General features: G+C 58.9%; 17 protein-coding genes. 10 read left to right on the top strand and 7 right to left on the bottom strand.

Annotated features, from left to right (window positions below; all coding sequences use genetic code 11):
- Positions 1–4: 4 nt before the first annotated feature.
- Both B9Z33_RS03730 and B9Z33_RS03725 read right to left on the bottom strand, forming a co-directional pair.
- Positions 5–748 carry a response regulator transcription factor gene (locus B9Z33_RS03730; RefSeq protein ID WP_233252720.1) on the bottom strand — a complete coding sequence of 248 codons (744 nt, stop codon included), beginning with the start codon at positions 746–748 and terminating at the stop codon, positions 5–7.
- Entirely contained in the window at positions 745–2,628 is a 1,884-nt protein-coding gene (locus B9Z33_RS03725; protein WP_108285633.1) for an ATP-binding protein, read from the bottom strand. The genes B9Z33_RS03730 and B9Z33_RS03725 overlap by 4 nt, the downstream gene beginning before the upstream one ends.
- 231 nt (positions 2,629–2,859) lie before the next feature.
- Between B9Z33_RS03725 and B9Z33_RS03720 the strand changes: the two genes are divergently transcribed.
- A complete protein-coding gene (locus B9Z33_RS03720; RefSeq protein ID WP_108285632.1) occupies positions 2,860–3,138 on the top strand; it encodes a hypothetical protein in 279 nt (92 codons plus the stop codon).
- 55 nt (positions 3,139–3,193) lie between these two features.
- On the opposite strand, the gene B9Z33_RS03715 is transcribed toward B9Z33_RS03720, so the two are convergent.
- A complete protein-coding gene (locus B9Z33_RS03715) occupies positions 3,194–4,966 on the bottom strand; it encodes a DUF1302 domain-containing protein (RefSeq protein ID WP_108285631.1) in 1,773 nt (590 codons plus the stop codon).
- A 275-nt stretch (positions 4,967–5,241) separates the two neighbouring features.
- Between B9Z33_RS03715 and B9Z33_RS03710 the strand changes: the two genes are divergently transcribed.
- Positions 5,242–6,495 carry an Hsp70 family protein gene (locus tag B9Z33_RS03710; RefSeq protein ID WP_108285630.1) on the top strand — a complete coding sequence of 418 codons (1,254 nt, stop codon included), beginning with the start codon at positions 5,242–5,244 and terminating at the stop codon, positions 6,493–6,495.
- Between the two features lie 192 nt (positions 6,496–6,687).
- Here B9Z33_RS03710 and B9Z33_RS03705 read toward each other — a convergent pair whose 3' ends face one another.
- Positions 6,688–8,925, bottom strand: a complete 2,238-nt coding sequence (locus tag B9Z33_RS03705) for an NADP-dependent isocitrate dehydrogenase (RefSeq protein WP_108285629.1) — start codon at positions 8,923–8,925, stop codon at positions 6,688–6,690.
- A 292-nt stretch (positions 8,926–9,217) separates the two neighbouring features.
- On the opposite strand from B9Z33_RS03705, the gene B9Z33_RS03700 reads away from it, so the two are divergent.
- The 8 genes from B9Z33_RS03700 to B9Z33_RS03665 all read left to right on the top strand — a co-directional run bounded on the left by B9Z33_RS03700 (position 9,218) and on the right by B9Z33_RS03665 (position 15,189).
- Positions 9,218–9,931, top strand: a complete 714-nt coding sequence (locus B9Z33_RS03700) for a YebC/PmpR family DNA-binding transcriptional regulator (protein ID WP_108285628.1) — start codon at positions 9,218–9,220, stop codon at positions 9,929–9,931.
- A 288-nt stretch (positions 9,932–10,219) separates the two neighbouring features.
- The gene (locus B9Z33_RS03695) at positions 10,220–10,942 is read left to right on the top strand and encodes a GntR family transcriptional regulator (RefSeq protein ID WP_369916510.1); all 723 of its coding nucleotides are present in this window, start codon (positions 10,220–10,222) and stop codon (positions 10,940–10,942) included.
- Entirely contained in the window at positions 10,939–11,733 is a 795-nt protein-coding gene (locus B9Z33_RS03690) for a transporter substrate-binding domain-containing protein (RefSeq protein WP_108285627.1), read from the top strand. Before B9Z33_RS03695 ends, B9Z33_RS03690 begins: the two co-directional genes overlap by 4 nt.
- A 20-nt stretch (positions 11,734–11,753) precedes the next feature.
- Positions 11,754–12,425: an amino acid ABC transporter permease gene (locus B9Z33_RS03685; protein WP_108285626.1), complete on the top strand. Its 672-nt coding sequence runs from the start codon at positions 11,754–11,756 to the stop codon at positions 12,423–12,425.
- Entirely contained in the window at positions 12,418–13,068 is a 651-nt protein-coding gene (locus B9Z33_RS03680; RefSeq protein WP_108285625.1) for an amino acid ABC transporter permease, read from the top strand. Before B9Z33_RS03685 ends, B9Z33_RS03680 begins: the two co-directional genes overlap by 8 nt.
- A complete protein-coding gene (locus tag B9Z33_RS03675; protein ID WP_108285624.1) occupies positions 13,055–13,807 on the top strand; it encodes an amino acid ABC transporter ATP-binding protein in 753 nt (250 codons plus the stop codon). The genes B9Z33_RS03680 and B9Z33_RS03675 overlap by 14 nt, the downstream gene beginning before the upstream one ends.
- A 34-nt stretch (positions 13,808–13,841) precedes the next feature.
- Positions 13,842–14,612 carry an alpha/beta fold hydrolase gene (locus B9Z33_RS03670; protein WP_108285623.1) on the top strand — a complete coding sequence of 257 codons (771 nt, stop codon included), beginning with the start codon at positions 13,842–13,844 and terminating at the stop codon, positions 14,610–14,612.
- A 73-nt stretch (positions 14,613–14,685) separates the two neighbouring features.
- Positions 14,686–15,189 carry a CBS domain-containing protein gene (locus B9Z33_RS03665; RefSeq protein ID WP_108285622.1) on the top strand — a complete coding sequence of 168 codons (504 nt, stop codon included), beginning with the start codon at positions 14,686–14,688 and terminating at the stop codon, positions 15,187–15,189.
- A gap of 292 nt (positions 15,190–15,481) precedes the next feature.
- Here B9Z33_RS03665 and B9Z33_RS03660 read toward each other — a convergent pair whose 3' ends face one another.
- The 3 genes from B9Z33_RS03660 to B9Z33_RS03650 form a co-directional block, all read right to left on the bottom strand.
- On the bottom strand, positions 15,482–16,555 hold the full coding sequence (locus B9Z33_RS03660; RefSeq protein WP_146183820.1) for a 3-deoxy-7-phosphoheptulonate synthase: 1,074 nt from the start codon (positions 16,553–16,555) through the stop codon (positions 15,482–15,484).
- 109 nt (positions 16,556–16,664) lie between these two features.
- Positions 16,665–17,876, bottom strand: coding sequence for an alanine--glyoxylate aminotransferase family protein (locus B9Z33_RS03655; protein WP_108285620.1), 1,212 nt, complete (start codon positions 17,874–17,876; stop codon positions 16,665–16,667).
- A 133-nt stretch (positions 17,877–18,009) separates the two neighbouring features.
- On the bottom strand, positions 18,010–19,248 hold the full coding sequence (locus B9Z33_RS03650; protein ID WP_108285619.1) for an FAD-binding oxidoreductase: 1,239 nt from the start codon (positions 19,246–19,248) through the stop codon (positions 18,010–18,012).
- Between the last annotated feature and the right edge of the window lie 2 nt (positions 19,249–19,250).

Here is a 19,250-nt window from a genome sequence, read left to right as displayed (position 1 = left end):
ATCTTCAATGCACAAAGTTGATCCGGACGCACAGCTGGTAACCGACACCCCAAACCGATTTGATGGCGGGCTCATCGCCTTCGGTCTGAACGCTTTTGAATTTCTTGCGCAGCCGGGCAATCATTTCTTCCAGCGCATGTTTGCTCATCAAGGCCTCTTCGTCCTCGTCAGCGAACAAATCACACAACACGCCTGATTCAAGGGTGTTGTCTTTGGCCTGCACCAGCGCCAGCAAAATGGTTTTTTCCTTGCTGGTCAAGCGCAGTTTTTGCGTCTGGTCTGGTCCCAGCAAAGTGCGGTCACGCAAACTGAGCGACCACTCCTTGCTCGTTTGAGCCTGCTTCAAACGACGCCCCAGACTCAACAAAACGAGCACCAGTTCATCGGGCGACACGGGCTTGGTCAGATAGATGTCTGCACCGCCTTGTTTGTACCCAGCGATCCGGTCGTTCAACGCGACCCGAGCGGTCATGATCACGATACCCGCATCAGGCCGCGATGCCCGCACCCGGCGACAAAGACTGAGACCGTTTTCTCCGGGCAAGTTGAGGTCAATCAGGTAAAGATCAAAGGCAATGCGCGCGCTCAAGTCATCCAAGCCCGTCGCGCTGTTGGCGGCGTGCACCTGAAAACCATGGGCCGTCAAGTGCACCTCAATTTCTTCGCGCAACAGGCGATCGTCCTCCACCAGTGCCAACACCAATGGCCAATGTGCATCTCTGGTCGGCAAAGGCAACGTCGAATTCAACAGGGTATCCTCACTTCAAAAATCACTTCCTGGTCTGCTTTTTGGTAGCTGACAGTCGCACCCATTTTGGCGGCAGCCGAATGCACCAGACTCAAGCCAATGCCCATGCCCGGATGGTTCTGAAAATTCGGGTGCCGATAGTACCGTTCAAATAAACGATTTTCATCAGGCAAGCTCTCATCAGCCACACGGTTACTGATACGGAAACAGGTCATGGCTGGCGTTTGGTTTTCAATGGTGATTTTGATTTTTCCATCGGATGCGTATTTGACGGCGTTGCTGACGAGGTTTTCCACGATCAGGGCCAAGAAATGCGGATCGGCATGGAAAAAGGTCCCCTCCTGGATGCTCAGCTCAAAGCGTTGCACATCCCGATACTCCTGCATCACGACGTTCATCAATTCCTGAGCGGAGATCGTTTCTGCAGAGTCGTGGGCATCGTGACGTTCAATTTTGTTGGACAACGCCACATGCTCGATCATGGCATCCATCCGGTTCACCGAAGCGTCGATGTGCTGAACCCGCTCCAGAGATTCCCCTTGTGATTTGGCGGCTCTTTTCAGCGACGCCAATGCAAATTTGATGGTGCCCAAGGGTGTCTTCAGCTCATGGGTCAACATGTCAATCAGCTCTCTGCGCTCGTGGAGTTTTTCCTGATGGGCCTTGGACTGAGCCGCCTCGATCTGCAAGCCCTGTAATTCTTGCAACTTCTGGATTTTTCGGTTGGATTTCTCAGTGGCTACAACCCAGAACACCACGATGCCAATGGGCACCCCGTTGAGCCGCCAGTCCCCAATGGATTGAAATAATCCCATGTGGTCACGGCCCCCCAAAAATCCCAGGCTGGCAAAAACGCCCAAAGTGGAGAAAAAGAGGAATATCGACCAACCCGTCAATAAGATCATTCGTAATTTGGGTGGGAAATTTCGTCCTGATAAGACACCCATCAATTGCACCAAAGAGTTCAACCACAGCACGCCGAAATTGGTCTTCAAGGCCCAATCTGCATGCCCCGTCAACAACCAAAAAAAGTTGATGCCACAGACCCCCATCATGGTTACCACAGCATATTGATAGGCTGGCGCAGGGCTGCATGACTTCAATGCCGCCCAGCCAAGCAGAACCGTCATTGCCACGCGGATCACTTGCACCAGATTGCTCAGGTCGTTGACTGTTTCGGCGGTAAAAAAGGGCAACCACTGCGCCAACACACCGGTCGTAGCAGCAATTGCAAACACCACAGACAACTGAAACCAACAAAAGACATGCAACAAAAGCGAGCGCTCAAGAAACAGGAACGCCAGCGACAAAACCAGCAACGCTATCGCCAAGGTCAAAGATACCGTCATGCGATTGATTCGGGTCATTGCAGCGGTCATCACCTCTTCTGCGGGCATGACGCTGGTCTGCACCACCCGGACACCGTCCGTCTGAACTCTCAGATACACCGTGACCGTGTTGCCCTCCAACGCCCCCAATGAAAAGCAGTACAAGTCATCCGAACAGTTTTGTCGTTGCTTGACATGGCGATCCCCGCCTTGCTGCACAAACCAATGGCCTTTTTGCGGTGCATAAAACACCACGTCATCCAGGTAGTAAGGCCCCACCCTGAGCACCAACGGCGCAGCCGGCATCGTCGGAAGAGCCCCCTCTGACAATGCATCAGTTTGTATCCGCAACCGGATCCAGGTTTCACCCTTTGCAAAACCCAATCGAAGATCACCTGAATAAGGTTTGAATGCCAGATATTGCGCAGCTTCTATGCTTCGCGTTGGCGCTTCGTCATGGTGGTAGGCGGTATCGATCCGGTAGCGTGTATCACCAGCGTGCACAAACACCTGGAAAAACAGCAAGGACAGCAGAATAAACAGGTGCTTCATGGTTTTGTTAAATCATAGAAGCTTGAGATCAAAAAAACCGGCAATGCCCAAACTGACAGGACATTTCTCCTTCGAAGTGAGAGCAATTGTGAGCATTGAGCGCAACAAAACAACAACCGCCAAACCCGCCGTGAGGATCTGTGTGCTTCCATGAAGTTTGATGTGAAAACCCACACAGTGCACTGTTAGATTCCAGCCCATCGTGTCTTCATCTTCTTTTGGAATTGCGCCATGTCTTCACTCAAACAATTGCAACAACAAAAGGCCGACCTGGATTTGAAAATAGCCCAATCAATGGAATCGGCTAAACGGATTGCGCTGGAGCTGGAGCAAGCTCAAATCCGTCAAGAAGAAATTGACACAGGCACAACACAAATCAAAGCCTTGATGGAAAGGTACAACCTGAGCCAAGAAGATCTTTTTCCGGATAGTCCATCCAAGGTGGTGCCTATTCAATCCAAAGAGTCAAAAACACTGGCCGAGATGCGCCAATATTTCAATCGACGGTAAGCTCGGATTTTTCTGAAGTCTTGGCCCTAAAAAACATCACAGATGCAATTGACCGTCAAAAGCGAACACCGACCATGACGCTGACAAAATCGCGATCAACAAGCAAGTTGTATCGACCACCACTGAAGCGGCTGTACTGGATCTCGGCAAAATAATTTTGGCCTATTTCGGCGCGCAAAGCTGGACGCAGCAGCGTTCGGCCTTCCGAATATGCGCCATCGTATGAGTACCCCTTGACGTCCTTGGTCCACAGAATCGAGGGGATCAGTGTGATGCCCAAGATGGTCTGGGAATAAGTAGCTGTCACCAGCATTTTCAAACCCCAGGCACGCTGAGAAATATAGCCATCGCTGGTACATGTTTTGCCGGGCACCGCATCTAGACAGGCCGCACCGCCCACATAAGCTGCACCGTTGTATGGCAAGGCCCGCCCATAGCGCAGCACAGAAGTGTCTGGCAAGCCATTGACCTGACTGAAGCCCACCTCGGCCAGCCAAACAACACGGTCCGCGCCCATGAACTTCGGATACACCATGTCCACCCCCAAGCTGCCCGTCACCACACCAAAGCGGTCGTACGCATCGAATGTCCCCCCAGCAGGGATGGTTCCAATGCCCTTGTGGAGCGCAAGAACCGAGGTGGGGCTGCGAGTGACAAATCCAGACAGCACGTCATAGGCATTCAAATGAATGGGCTGATCAGGCCGATACGCCACTTCGCCAAAAACGCGACTTGTCTGTGAAAATTTCTTGAGAAAACTCACACCAAACAACGACACATCTTCGGGATACACCATGCTGTAATTGACCAAACGAAGACCAGGGGTCGTTGTATTGATCGTCATGCGCAAACTGGGTAGGGTGCTGTGCGTGTTCATCGCGTAAAGCTTGAAGTCTGCATCCCACGGCTGCGCCTTGTAGCCCAATGACACACCGTATTGGCCAGAACGGCTGGCCTTCACATCCGTATTGCGGTGCAAATAAGAGCCACTGCTTAAAAAGCTGCGCTCTGACGCCCCTGCCAATGCGGCAAAGTCACAACCCTGTGGCGCAAATGAGCTCACATCAAAATAGGTACCGCAGCCCGGCAAAACGGCACTGCGTGACTCATAGGCCACAAACCCTTCCAGGCTCCACAACTTTCCAGTCGCCCATTTGGCATTCAACATGCCCAACGGCAATTTACCTTCTGAAGACAGTGCTCCGGGGCGTTGCTGTGACGGGTAGTCGCTGGCATGGATGCCCGCATTGATACCCCCCGTGTGCAGCACCGAGCCACCCCAGTCAAGCAGCTGACGACCGACGCGAATATCCAGCTCAGTTTGATCTGCACCCTTGAACTGGCCGTAGAAAAAGGCATCGCGCAACTCGGCGTTGCTGAATTGGGCACTGGACGCAAACCCACGGTCACTCAATGGCTGGTTGGCCTGAAAGCCATTGGGGTAGTTGCCATACGCCACATTTTTCTGGCCCAAAGCAAAGTCGTTCCATGCGCTGCCTCGCAAGAACAAGCCGAAATTGTCTTTTTTGAGATCCAGCTCCACCACCGCTTTGAGGACATTGGATACTGGGTCGCCCTTGCCAAAGTTCAAATCGGAACCGCCGGTTTGCCCCTGTAATTGCCCCCTGGTAAGACCGGGTAGAGCCCTGGATGGCCAATCGGCATAAACGTCGGGACTGGCAGACTCCGCACGAAATTGTGCCCCCAGAGTGACCGCACCATTGAGCTGGCCACGAATCCCTTCACCCAAGCTGAAATCAATGGCATGGGTCTGAAAACAGGCTGCACTTGTGGCGCAAAGAAACAATGTTTTCCGTATTTTTTTCACGTTGTGCTTCCTGCTGTATCACCACATCAAGATGGCCAAGTTAGCGCCCTGGGTTTTGAAACGTACGCATACTTACCAGGTGTTTCATTTTTAATATTTTTATCGATTATCACCTTTGATGCTTTAGATTGCCCATGAACATCACTCCTGAATGGTTCTGCACGGACTGACCATGGCACGCTTGGTGGCAAAATGCCCGGTCCTCAAACATGTCCCTGTTTGGCATGTCTACGCCCCCAGCGGGCTTCGATCCTCTCGCGCACAAGTTCCCACCCATGATGTCTTCCGCCGCCGGCACCCTCGGCATTGATTTCGGCACCTCCAACTCCGCCATGGCCTGGGTTGGCGATCAGGGTGCAGCGCGCCTGATCGCCCTGGAAGGTGATGCCATGGCCATGCCCACCGCCGTGTTCTACAACGGCGAAGACAACAGCACCCACTTCGGCCGGGATGCCCTCAAGCACTATTTGGAAGGCACCGAAGGCCGCCTGATGCGCTCGCTCAAGAGCCTGCTGGGCAGTCCGTTGTTGATGGAAACGACCCAAATCGGCCACCAGCAGATCAGTTTTCAGGACATCATTTGCACCTTTTTGGCCACCCTGCGCGAACGCGCCACCCAAAGCCTGGGCACCGCGCCTCGACGCGTGGTGATGGGCAGGCCCGTGCACTTTGTAGACGACGACCCCGAGCGGGATGCGCAAGCCGAAGCCTCGTTGCGCCAAGCGGTGCAATCGGTGGGTTTTGACGAGGTGTCCTTTCAATTGGAGCCCATCGCCGCCGCGCTGGATTACGAACAGCGCCTCACGAAAGAAAGCACCGTGCTGGTGGTGGACCTCGGAGGCGGCACATCGGACTTCACGGTGGTGCGTCTGGGACCCGACCTCATGCACAACGCTGACCGCAACCAAGATGTGCTGGCCACCACCGGCGTGCACATTGGCGGCACCGACTACGACCGCCAACTCAACTTGGCCCAGGTCATGCCACTGCTGGGCTACAAACACCTGGGGCCCGAGCAACGCGAAGTACCCAGCCGGGTGTTTTTTGATCTGGCCACATGGCATTTGATCCATTGGCAATACCAGCCCAAAGCCATTGCCCATGCCAAAACACTGCGCAGCAATTACCGCGATCTGCGTTTGCACGAACGCTTGATGCAAGTGCTGACCGAGCGGCACGGCCACCTCATCGCGCACGAGGTGGAACAAGCCAAGATCGGCTGCTCTGTGAACAATGCCCAAGCCGACATGGACTTGGCCGTGGTTGAGCGCGACTTGCAAGCCACCTTGGGCGTTGCCGACATGCAAGCCCATTTGCACGATTTGCTGGCCCGCACCGTGGCCTGTGCGCGCGAATGTGTGCAGCGCGCGGGCCTGACGGATGCGTCGCTGGACGCGATTTACCTCACCGGCGGTTCATCGGCATTGCGTACTTTCCAACAAGCCTTGCAGGCCGAGTTCACGGGTGTGAAGCTGGTGGAAGGTGATTTGTTTGGCGGCGTGGCACTGGGCTTGGCTTACAGCCGCTGAGCGCCAAAAAAGCCATTCAGCCGAAGCACCAACCACGGTCCCTGTCGAAGGCCGCCCCTGCGGCCAAAGGGCTGCAGGAGCTCAGGTGCACATTCGCGAGCAGGGGCTCGCTCCCACAAAAGACTCGGCACCTGGGCCAAAGCCTGCATCGTCGCAGTTTAAAGCGTCGACCTGCAGGACAAGGCTTCTGGCTCAGCCCTTCACCGCAGCCAGTGCCGCATTGAAGGTCGCGCTGGGACGCATGATGGCGGCCAACTTGGCTTGGTCAGGCATGTAGTAACCGCCGATGTCGACAGGCTTGCCTTGCACCGCGTTGAGCTCGTCCACGATTTTCTTTTCGTTGTCGGTCAATTGCTTAGCCAAAGGCGCGAACTGGGCAGCCAGCGCAGCGTCTTCGGTTTGTGCTGCCAGCTCCTGAGCCCAGTACATGGCCAAGTAGAACTGGCTACCACGGTTGTCGAGCTGACCTGTTTTAGGCGAAGGGTTCTTGTTGTTGTCCAAGAGCTTGCCGGTAGCCGCGTCCAAGGTCTTGGACAACACGGTGGCCTTAGCGTTGTTGGTTTTCAGGCCCAGGTCTTCAAAGCTGACGGCCAGCGCCAAGAACTCGCCCAGCGAATCCCAGCGCAGGTGGTTTTCTTCCACCAGTTGCTGCACGTGCTTGGGGGCCGAGCCACCCGCACCGGTTTCGTACATGCCGCCACCGGCCATCAAAGGCACGATGGACAGCATCTTGGCCGAGGTGCCCAGTTCCATGATCGGGAACAAGTCGGTCAGGTAGTCACGCAAGATGTTGCCTGTGGCGCTGATGGTGTCCAGACCGCGCACCACGCGCTCCAGGGTGTAACGCATGGCACGCACCTGGCTCATGATCTGGATTTCCAGACCGGCCGTGTTGTGCTCGTGCAGGTACATCTTGACTTTGGTGATCAACTGGGCTTCGTGTGGACGGTACTGGTCGAGCCAGAACACCACGGGCATGCCGGAGTTGCGGGCGCGGGTCACGGCCAGCTTGACCCAGTCGCGGATCGCCGCGTCTTTGACCTGGCACATGCGCCAGATGTCACCGGCCTCCACGTTTTCAGACAAGAGCACTTCACCGGTATTGATGTCAGTGATGTTGGCCACGCCGTCTTCGGAGATTTCAAACGTCTTATCGTGCGAGCCGTACTCTTCGGCTTGCTGGGCCATCAGGCCGACGTTGGGCACGGTGCCCATGGTCTTGGGATCGAACGCACCGTGCCATTTGCAGAAGTTGATCATTTCTTGGTAGATGCGGGCAAAAGTCGACTCAGGCATCACGGCCTTGACGTCTTTCAGGCGGCCATCGGCGCCCCACATCTTGCCGCCGTTGCGGATCATGGCGGGCATGGAAGCGTCCACGATCACGTCGTTGGGCGAATGGAAGTTGGTGATGCCTTTGGCCGAGTCCACCATGGCCAACTCTGGGCGGCCTTCGTGGCAGGCGTGCAGGTCACGCTTGATTTCGTCTTGCTTGGACTGGGGCAGTGCTGCGATCTTGCTGTACAGATCGGCCATGCCGTTATTCACGTTCACACCCAGTTCTTCGAACAGCTTGGCGTGCTTGGCAAACGCCTCTTTGTAGAAAATCTTGACGCAGTGACCGAACACGATGGGGTGCGAGACCTTCATCATGGTGGCTTTGACGTGCAGCGAGAACATCACGCCGGTTTTGTGTGCATCTTCGATTTCTTTTTCATAGAACTCGAGCAAGGCTTTCTTGCTCATGAACATGCTGTCAATGACCTCGCGATCAAGCAGCGCGACTTTGGGTTTGAGCACGATCGTTTTGCCACTCTTGGTGATCAGCTCCATCTTCACTTCGCGAGCGCGGTCCAGGGTCATGGACTTTTCGCCGTGGTAGAAGTCGCCAGCGTGCATGTGCGACACGTGCGAGCGCGAGGCTTGGCTCCACTCGGCCATGCTGTGCGGGTTCTTGCGGGCAAACTCTTTCACGGCGCGGGGCGCGCGGCGGTCCGAGTTGCCTTCGCGCAGCACGGGATTCACGGCAGAGCCGGTGCACTTGTTGTAGCGGGCCTTCAAGGCCTTTTCTTCGTCTGTCTTGGCGTTTTCAGGGTAGTCGGGCAATGCGTAGCCCTTGCCCTGCAGTTCCTTGATGGCGGCGACCAATTGGCCCACCGAGGCGCTGATGTTGGGCAGCTTGATGATGTTGGCGGAGGGGTTCAGCGTCAGTTTGCCCAGCTCGGCCAGGTTGTTGGGTGCACGTTGTTCGGGGGGCAGCAAGTCAGAAAATTCACCCAAGATACGGGCAGCCACAGAAATGTCGCTCTCGGCCACTTCAATGCCGGCAGGCGCTGCAAACGTGCGGATGATCGGCAGGAACGAGGCTGTGGCCAGCAAAGGGGCTTCGTCTGTCAGGGTGTAAATGATCTTGGATTTGTCTGCAGCCATGGGTACTCTCGTTATCAGGGATGTGGAAAAAGGAATACATCGCCCGACGGTGCGTCGGACGGATTCGGAAACCGCCCTTTTAAGGTGGTTTAACCCATGACTTTATCTCAAATGCCCCCCAGTTTTGCTTACGTGATGCCAGGGCCAACGCCTGCGCGCAGTCCAACTTGGGAGGCCAACAGCCGGGCGATTAAACTGATACCCCTTCAGACACATGCCAAGTCACCCGACTTGGCACCCCCTTACCCGGCCAGCGCCCCTTGAGCGCGGCCCCCAACCTAGGAACACACCCATGGGCGCGCAATGGAAAGCCAAAGGCAAAGCACAAGCCGCAGACGCCAGAGGCAAATTGTTTGGTCGCCTGGCCAAAGACATCATGATCGCCGCCCGCAACGGCGCCGACCCTGCGGCCAACTCGCGCCTGCGTCTGGTGGTCGAGCAGGCCCGCAAGGTCTCCATGCCCAAGGAAACCCTGGAGCGCGCCATCAAGAAAGGCGCGGGCCTCTTAGGCGATGCCGTCAGCTTTGACCGCGTGATTTACGAAGGCTTTGCCCCGCACCAGGTGCCCGTGATGATCGAGGTGCTGACCGACAACGTGAACCGCACCGCGTCCGAGATGCGCGTGCTGTTTCGCAAGGGCCAACAAGGCACATCGGGTTCGGTGTCCTGGGATTTTGACCATGTGGGCATGATCGAAGCCGAGCCCACCCAGGCCGGAGCCGACCCCGAGCTGGCCGCCATCGAAGCCGGTGCGCAAGACTTTGAGCCCGCCGACGAAGACGGCGTGACCGTGTTCATCACCGAAGCGACCGATCTGGACTTGGTCAGCCGCGCCCTGCCCGAACACGGCTTCACCGTGGTGTCGGCCAAGCTGGGCTACAAACCCAAGAACCCTGTCGATCCGGCCAACCTGAGCCCCGAACAGCTTGAAGAAGTTGAGGCCTTTTTGGGTGCGATCGATAACAACGACGACGTGCAGAACGTGTTTGTGGGTCTGGCGGGTTAAGCAACCTGCTCTCCGGCCAAGGGCCTGACAGGGTGACACCTGTCAGGCCCTTTTTGCTGAGCCACAGTTTGGGGGCGCAACGCAAATTGGTGCAAATGCACGCACCAGGCAAGGGAAATCCATGAGCCACGAGTGATTTGCGCACACCTATGATGCACAAATCTTGCATACAAGATGCCAAAACAAGTGGCACGGTATTCGCTAGAGGTTCAAGCAAAGGAAGCCCTGGTTGTGAACTCCAAAGACATTGCCGACCGGATCGTTGAAGCGATCCTGGCCCAAAAGCTGATGCCCGGCGCACGCTTGGGCGAGCAGGCTTTGTCGATGCTGTTTGACTGCAGCCGTACCCTGGTGCGCGAAGCGCTGATGCAACTGGCCGCACGCGGCATCGTGCAAGTCAGCTCGCGCCGGGGCTGGTTTGTGGTGCAGCCCTCCAAGACCGAAGCCCGCGAGGCCTTTGAAGCCCGCCGGGTGATCGAGACGGGCCTGATCCGCAGCGCCGGGGCCATGGACAAGACCACGCTCAAGCGCCTGAAGCAACACATCCAGCAAGAGAAAACCGCGCTCAAACAAGACGACGTGGGCCGCCGCAGCTTTTTGCTCGGCGACTTTCATGTGTGCCTGGCCGAGTGCCTGGGCAATCAGCTGCTGGCCGACACGCTGCGCGACTTCACCGCACGCACCACCCTGATCGCCATGCTCTACCAGTCGAGCCACGACGCGGTGAAGTCCTGCCAGGAACACATCGAGATCGTGCAGGCGCTCGAGCGCGGCGACAAGGAAACGGCCGAGCGGCTGATGGCCGAGCACATCGGCCAGGTGCAATCGGCCTTGCAGATCAACGCCGCGCCTGCCGACCCGCTGGCCGAGTTGCGTTTGGCACTGGCCCCCATGAACGCACCCGGCGCGGCGACCAAGAAAACCACCTTGCGGCCGGCACGCTGTTCTCCCTCATCCACATCTTCTTCCTCATCCACCTCACCTTCCACCTACCTAGGAGCCTTGCTATGAAAACCTCGAAACGCCTTGTGCTGTCCGCTGCCATCGCCGCCAGCCTGTTGACCCTGGCAGGCACCGGCCATGCCCAGACCGCGCTGGACAACATCCAGAAAACCAAGCTGATCAAGATCGCCATCCCGACCGACTTCCCACCTTATGGCTTTGTCGGCATCGACCTCAAGCCCCAAGGCCTGGACATCGACATGGCCAACTTCATCGCCGCCAAAATGGGCGTGAAGATCGAGCTGATGCCCGTGACCAGCGCCAACCGCATCGCTTACCTGCAAACCAAAAAGGCCGACCTGGTCATCTCCACTTTGGGTAAAAACGCCGAACGCGAAAAAGTCATCGACTTCACATCGGCCTATTCGCCTTTCTTCCAGGGCATTTATGGCCCGAAAAGCATCAGCATCAAAACGATGGCGGACCTGGCAGGCAAAACCGTGGCGGCCACCCGTGGCGCTTTGGAAGACCAAGAATTGACCAAGGTGGCCCCAGCGGGCACAGAAATCAAACGCTTTGAAGACAACAACGCCACCGTGTCCGCTTTCGTCGCGGGCCAAACCCAATTGCTGGCCACGGGCGTGTCGGTCGCAGGCGTGATGATGCAAAAGAACCCCCAACTCAACACCGAATACAAGCTGCTGCTCAAAGACAGCCCCAACTTCATCGGTGTGGGCAAGGGCGAAGACGCGCTGCGCACCAAGGTCAACGCCATCATTGCCGACGCCAAGAAGTCCGGCGACATCGACAAGATGGCGCAAAAGTGGCTGGGCCGCCCTGCTGGCCAGCTGCCCGAATAAGCACTTGAAAGGCTGACGCCATGGCGATTGAGCTGGACTTTGCGGCGGTTTTGACCGAGTGGCCTTTGCTGGTCAAGGGTGTGGCGTGGACGATCGGCCTCACGGCCGTGTCGGCAGTGCTGGGCGTTTTGTTGGGCATTGGCTGCGCCTGGGTGCGCACCCAGGGGCCTGGCTGGAGCCGCCCAGGCGTGGCCGCCTATGTGGAGCTGATCCGCAACACGCCTTTCATCGTCCAGCTCTTTTTCCTGTTCTTTGGCTTGCCGGCCATGGGTGTGCGCTTGAGCCCCGAGTGGTCGTCGGTGATCGCCATGGTGATCAACCTGGGGGCCTATTCGGCCGAGATCGTGCGGGCAGGCATCCAGACCACACCGGCCGGGCAGATCGAAGCGGCCATGAGCCTGGCGCTCTCGCGCATGCAGACCTTCATCCATGTGGTGCTGCCGCCTGCACTGCAGCGCGTGTGGCCTGCGCTGGTGAGCCAGATCATCATCGTGATGCTGGGCTCGGCGGTGTGCGGACAAATCTCGACCGAAGAGTTGAGCTTTGCCGCCAACCTGATCCAGAGCCGCAACTTCCGCGCCTTCGAAGCCTTCATCGTCGCCACCGCCATTTACCTGCTGCTGTCGATCGCCACCCGCGCCACGCTGAACTGGTTCGGCCAACGCTTCTTGTTCGGAGGCCGCCGTGGTTGAATTTTCTCTCTGGGACATCGTCAGCAACCTCTTGCTGGCCGCACGCTGGACCTTGGTGCTGTCGCTGATCGCTTTTGTGGGCGGCGGCCTGGTGGGCCTGGCCCTGCTGGTGGTCCGCACCGCACCCAACCGCAGCTTGCAAAAAGCGGTGGCCCTTTATGTGCAGCTCTTTCAGGGCACGCCTTTGCTGATGCAGCTGTTCTTGGCTTATTTCGGCATGGCCATGTTGGGCGTGGAGACCTCGGCCTGGACGGCAGCGGCCGTGGCCTTGACGCTGTACAGCAGCGCCTTCCTCACCGAGATCTGGCACGGCTGTGTCAAATCCATTGGCAAAGGCCAGTGGGAAGCGGCGCAAAGCCTGGCGCTGAACTTTGGCGAGCAACTGCGCTACGTCATCTTTCCGCAGGCCGCACGCATTGCTGTCGCACCCACCGTGGGCTTTTTGGTGCAGGTGGTCAAGGGCACAGCGCTGGCTTCGGTCATCGGTTTTGTCGAGCTGACCAAGGCCGGCACCATGATCACCAACGCCACCTTCAAACCGTTTGTGGTCTACAGCTGTGTGGCTGTTTTGTATTTCCTGATCTGCTACCCGATCAGCCTGTATGCACGCTCTCTCGAAGGTCGATTCCATGTCCAACGCTAACGCATCTACCGCCGCCGTCGCCATCACGGGGCTGCGCAAGTCCTACGGCAACAACGAAGTCCTCAAAGGCATCGACCTGAACGTGCAACCGGGTGAGGTGATCGCCATCATCGGCAAAAGCGGTTCGGGCAAAAGCACGCTGCTGCGCTGCATCAACGGGTTGGAGACCTTCCAACACGGCAGTCTGACCGTGCAGGGGCAGGCGCTGGTCTACACCGACCCCGCCGCCATGCGCCGCCTGCGCCAACAAGTGGGCATGATCTTCCAATCGTTCAACCTGTTTCCGCACCTCACGGTGGGCAAGAACATCCAGCTCGCGCCCGGTCTGGTCAAGCAGCTGCCCGCCGCCGAGACCGAAGCCACGGCGCGCCGTCTTCTGGCCCGCGTGGGTTTGGCCGAAAAGTTCGACGCCTTTCCCGATCAACTCTCGGGCGGGCAGCAGCAACGCGTGGCGATTGCCCGGGCACTGGCCATGTCACCGGGCATCTTGCTGTGCGACGAAATCACCTCGGCGCTCGACCCCGAGCTGGTGGGCGAAGTGCTGGCCGTGGTGGAGTCGCTGGCGCAAGAGGGCATGACGCTCTTGATGGTCACGCACGAGATGAACTTTGCCCGCAAAGTGAGTGACCGCGTGATCTTCATGCACCAAGGCCTGGTGCACGAACAAGGCGCACCGGCCGAGCTGTTTGCCAACCCGAAGACGCCTGAACTGCAGCAGTTTCTGTCTTCGTTGCACTGAGACAAAATCGCGGACATCCTTTCGGAGTCATTTGATGAAACGTGTGCTGTTGGGTTGGCTGTTGTGCATGTGCGGTTTGGCTGTCTATGCCGAAGAACAAATGGTCAAACTCGACATCGGTCGAGGCGATGCGCATTTGCCGATTTATGTGATGACGCAGCCGCAGGCAACGGCCACCTTGGTGTTGCTGCCCGGTGGCGATGCCGGTACAGGCAAAGTGGTGGATGGTCAGCCCACCAGCAAAAACTTTTTGGTGCGCAGTCGCGCGCTGTTTGCGGCCCAGCGGTTCAACGTGATCGTGGTCTTCAGAGCTTCTGATTTGCAACGCCTGGACTACGACTACCGCGTCAGCGCCACGCATGTGCAAGAGCTGGCCGCGGTGGTGCGCCATGCCAAACAACTGAGCGATGCGCCCGTGTGGCTGGTGGGCACCAGCCGCGGCACCGTGTCCGGCACGGCGGCCACGATTGCCTGGCCCCCAGGCACGGTGCAAGGTCTGGTCCTCACCTCCAGCGTGACATCCAACAAGGTCGGCGCCATTGCCACACAAGCCATTGGCAAATTGGCAGTGCCCACGCTGGTCGTGCATCACAAGCAAGATGCCTGCAAGATCTGCTTGCCCCAAGAGGCGGCCCGCATCACCGACGGCCTGAAGTCGGCACCCATCAAGAAGTTCATCATGGTCGAAGGCGGCTCAGACCCAGTGGGAGACCCCTGCGATGCACTGCACTGGCACGGCTTCATCCACCATGAAAAAGAAACCGTCGAGTTGATCAGCAACTGGATCCAGTCACCCCAAAACTGAAGCGGTGAACTGGCGCACAGAAAAGATCCGGCCCGCCGACTAAGGTAGGAGGGTCTTTTGGGGGGAGCGATCCATGAATTTGGCCAGCCTGTGTCGGCGCGAAATCATCTCTGTCAGCGCACAAGCCTCGGTGCACAAAGCCGCCGAGCTGATGCGCGTCCACCACGTCGGGGCGCTGGCCCTGACCGACCCCGAAGACCCGACACGGGTGGTGGGTGTGGTGACCGACCGGGATCTGGTGGTCAATTTGCTGGCACAAGGACGTTCACCCGCAGAGCACGCTGTCGGGGCTTTCAGCAGCGTGCATTTGATCCGGGTGCCAGGAACTTCCGGCGTTTACGAGGGCGTGCAAGCCATGCACCAACACGGCGTGCGGCGTGTTTTCGTGACCGAACCCGGTGGGCGCCTTATGGGCCTGCTGTCAGTTGACGATTTGCTGATCAGCATCGCCGATGAACTGAGCGGCTTGTCGGAAGCCTTGCGCATCGGCATCGACATGGAAAGCACCCGAACCTCACCCATGTTCACACCGGGCGAGCTGCCAGGCGGCATGTACCTGGCGCAGCATGAGCCTTGATGCCAAGGTGGCGTACGGGGCGTTGGCGTGAATTTGTCAGGTAACGCCCACAGCAGGCTGTAAAGAAACCAGCCATCTAAAAAAACAAGCCCGGCCAGTGAACTGGCCGGGCTGATGGGGCGTCACGAGAGGATCGTCCCAAAGTTTGCCCAAAAGAAGAGTTGTCGTTCTGATGGGCGGGGCACATGAATGCGCCCCAGAGGATGCTTCGGTCAGTCGCCCGACGTCCGCGATGCCACTTTAAGCCTGCCCATAAAGTGCGGTCAAGCCACTGTTACAAATAACTTGCAGCTCAGGCACCAACTCTGCGCTTTTGCACTGCCTGTGCCAGCGCCTGCAGCACCGGCACCGTCTGCGCAAAGCTGATGCAGGCGTCGGTGATGGACACACCGTATTGCAATGGCTGACCAGGCTTTTGGTCTTGTCGACCTTCTTCCAAATGGCTCTCGATCATCAGGCCCATGATGCGGCGGTCACCTGCCGCGATCTGCGCGGCCACATCGTGCGCCACCTCAATTTGTTTGGCGTGCTGCTTGCTGCTGTTGGCGTGCGACACGTCCACCATCACTTGCGGGGCAATGCCCGAAGCCTCCAGCGCCTTGCAAGCGGCATCCACATCGGCAGCCGAATAGTTCGGTGCCTTGCCACCGCGCAGGATGATGTGCACGTCCTGATTGCCACGCGTCTCGAAGATCGCAGCCTGGCCCATCTTGGTCATGCCCATGAAAGCGTGCGGGGCCTTAGAGGCCACCACCGCATCGGCCGCGACCTTGACGCCGCCATCGGTGCCGTTCTTGAAACCCACTGGGCGCGACAGGCCGCTGGCCAGTTGGCGGTGGCTCTGGCTTTCGGTGGTGCGAGCACCGATCGCGCCCCAGGTCACCAGATCGCTGATGTACTGCGGGCTGAGCAAATCCAGAAACTCGGTGGCCACGGGCAGGCCCAGGTCGATGATGTCGAGCAAGAGTTTGCGCGCCATCTCCAGACCCTGGTTCATGGCAAAGCTGCCGTCCAGGTGCGGGTCGTTGATGTAGCCCTTCCAGCCCACCGTGGTGCGCGGCTTTTCAAAATACACGCGCATGACGATTTGCAGGTCTTGGGCGTGCTTGTCGGCTTCGGCCTTAAGCAGATGGGCGTAGGCGATGGCCTGGTCGTGGTCATGGATCGAGCAAGGCCCGACCACCACGACCAAACGGTCGTCCTGGCCTTGCAATACGTTCGAGATGTCTTGGCGCGAGCGCTCGACCAACGCCAGGTGCGCGGGCGATGCGGGCAGCCGCTCTTCGAGCAGCGCGGGCGTCATGAGGGGGCGCACCGAGGCAATGCGGGTGTCGTCGATGCGGGTTTTGTCTTGGGTGGAAAGCATGTTTGAAGTCACCTGATGATTCAGACCAAGTTTAAAGGGAAGCCCCATGACGCTGTCCCCACCCCATTGAGAGCAGGTATGCGATTTGGCTGTGGCCCCGCTGGAAAATTCACAACGCATCATGAGCGGCCAGATAGGCCACCGCGGCCGCCACGCCGTCGGTGCCAAAAGGAATTTTTTGTACCGTCATGGCCGCTTCAATGCCGGCCAGGGCGCCCAAAATCATGGGTTCGTTCATGTCACCCAAATGGCCGATGCGAAACACCCGACCCGCCAAAGGCCCCAGGCCCCCGGCCATGGCCACCTGAAAGCGTTCACGGGCCACGGTGCGCAAAGCTTCGGGGTCGATGCCGGGTGCCACCTCGATGGCCGTGACCGAGGCCGAACGCGTCTCGGGCAAGCGGGCATGAAAACGCAAGGCTCCGGGCACGGCCCAGCGCTTGACCGCCGCGTGCACCGCGCCCGCCAAACGCTGGTGCCGCGCCCACACCTGGGGCAAGCCCTCGGCTTCGAGCAAGGCGATGGCGGTCTCCAACCCGGCGATGTGCGCCAACGGCGGTGTGCCGCAAAACTTGGCCGACTGGTTGCCGGTCTGGCGGCGTTGCCAGTCCCAGTAAAAGCGCGGCTCGGCGTGCCGGGCCGACCAGGCCATGGCTTTGGCGTTGACCGCCACAAAACCGAGCCCGGGCGGCATCATCAAGCCTTTTTGTGAGCTGCCCAAAGCCACGTCCACGCCCAAGGCGTCCATGTCAAAAGGGCTGGCCGCCAAAGAAGCCACCGCATCCACCACGTACAGCGCCGGGTGCCCCGCTGCATCGAGGGCGCGCCGCACCGCCGCCAGATCGCTGGTCACCCCACTGGAGGTTTCGGTGTGCACCACCATCACCGCGCTGATGCGGTGGGCCGTGTCCTCGCGCAGGGCTTGTTCGATCGCGGCCACATCAAAGGGGTGCCCTTCCTGGTGCGGCGTGCGCTGCAAGGCGATGCCCAGGCCCTCGATCTGGATCGCCCAGTGGTCTGAAAAATGGCCCGTGCCGGCCAGCAGCAAAGTGTGCCGGGGCGAAGCCAGGTTGGCCGCCACCGACTCCCACATGCCGTGGCCGTTGCTGGCAAACAGGAAGACCTCAGAACGTGGGCTGTGCAGCAGGCGCTTCATGCCGCTTTCACATTCGGCGATCATGGCCGCCACCCGGGGGTCCGACAAATCGGTCATGGGCCGCTGCATGGCGTGCATGACCTCGTCGGGCACATGGGTCGGGCCTGGCGAATGCACAAAACGGATGCCGGGGATGCGGGGTGTCGACGGTGAAAAACGGTTCATGCCATGCCTGCAAATCGGTGAAACAGGATTTCAGTTTAAGAGGGTCCGTGTCCTAAAGCTGTGTCCTGCGCGATAGCAGGCGATGGTGAACAAGAGGTCACACGGCCAAGGGCCCATGGCCGCTATGGGCCTGTCAGACAAAACGCGCGGGGCGGTACGGCGTGGCATCCACCCAGGTGGGACCACCCTGCACCATCTCCGCCAGCAAGCGGCCGGCCACCGGCCCCAGCGTGAAGCCCTGGTGCGCGTGGCCGAAGTTGAACCACAGGCCTTTATGACGCGGCGCAGGCCCCGTCACGGGCAGCATGTCGGCGGTGCAGGGGCGTGCGCCCAACCATGGGGCCTCGGGCAAAGGCTCGCCCAGATCCACCAGTTCACGCGCCAGCGCTTCGGCCTTGGCCAGTTGCACCGGGGTGGGCGGCGCATCGATGGGCGCAAATTCAGCCCCAGTGGTCAAACGCAAACCGCGCTGCATGGGGGCCAGCACATAGCCGCGTTCGGCGTCCAAAATGGGCTGGCGCAGTTGAGCAGGCGATATGTAATGCTGGTGGTAGCCGCGCTTGATGAACAAGGGAAAGCGGTAACCCAGCGTGCGAATCAGGCCGTCGGCCCAGGGGCCCAGCGCCAGCACCGCTTGTTCGGCATCCACTCGGCCTTCGGTGGTTTGCACCGACCAACCGGCCCCTTGCGATTGCAAGCTGGCCGCATCGCCCGTCAACACACGCCCACCCCTTGCCACAAACAAGTCGGCATAACGCTGCACCAAGGCACCGGGGTTGTTCACCGCCCAAGGGTCCAGCCAATGCACGGCACCCGCCAACGACTTGCGCAAAGCGGGTTCGGCATGCGCCAGCTGGGTGGTGTCTTCGGCTTGGTAACGCACGCCAAAACGGGCGTGCAAAGCCGACGCCCGCTGCGCCGCCTCATCGAAGGCCTGTGCGGTGCGGAACACAAAGCGAAAACCTTCACGCGCCACCAGATCTTGCGCGCCCGCAGCAGCAATCAGCAGGTCGTGCTCATGGGTGGCGTGAGCAATCAGGCGGCTGTAGGCTTGAGTAGCTTGCGCATGGCGCTTGGGGTGTGAATGACGCAGATAACGCAACAGCGACCCGGCCATTTGCCACAAACCCCGCGCATGCCAATGGACCTCGGCGCCCCGCCCCAAAGCCACGTTCAACAAGAAACCAGGCTCGCGCGGAAAAGCATAAGGCTCCACCGCCTCGCGCTGGATCAACCCCGCATTGCCAAAAGACGTTTCTTGGCCTGGCGCACGGCGATCCACAAGAACCACGTCAAAGCCGCGTTGCTGCAAATGCAAGGCGGTGCAAGTGCCGACCATGCCGGCGCCCAGGACAAGGATGGAGGAAGTCATGG

The sequence above is a fragment of the Limnohabitans sp. T6-20 genome (assembly GCF_003063505.1).
GTDB lineage: Bacteria > Pseudomonadota > Gammaproteobacteria > Burkholderiales > Burkholderiaceae_C > Limnohabitans_A.
Note: the sequence above shows the minus strand (reverse complement) of the source record. Positions and strands in the feature narration are given on the sequence as shown.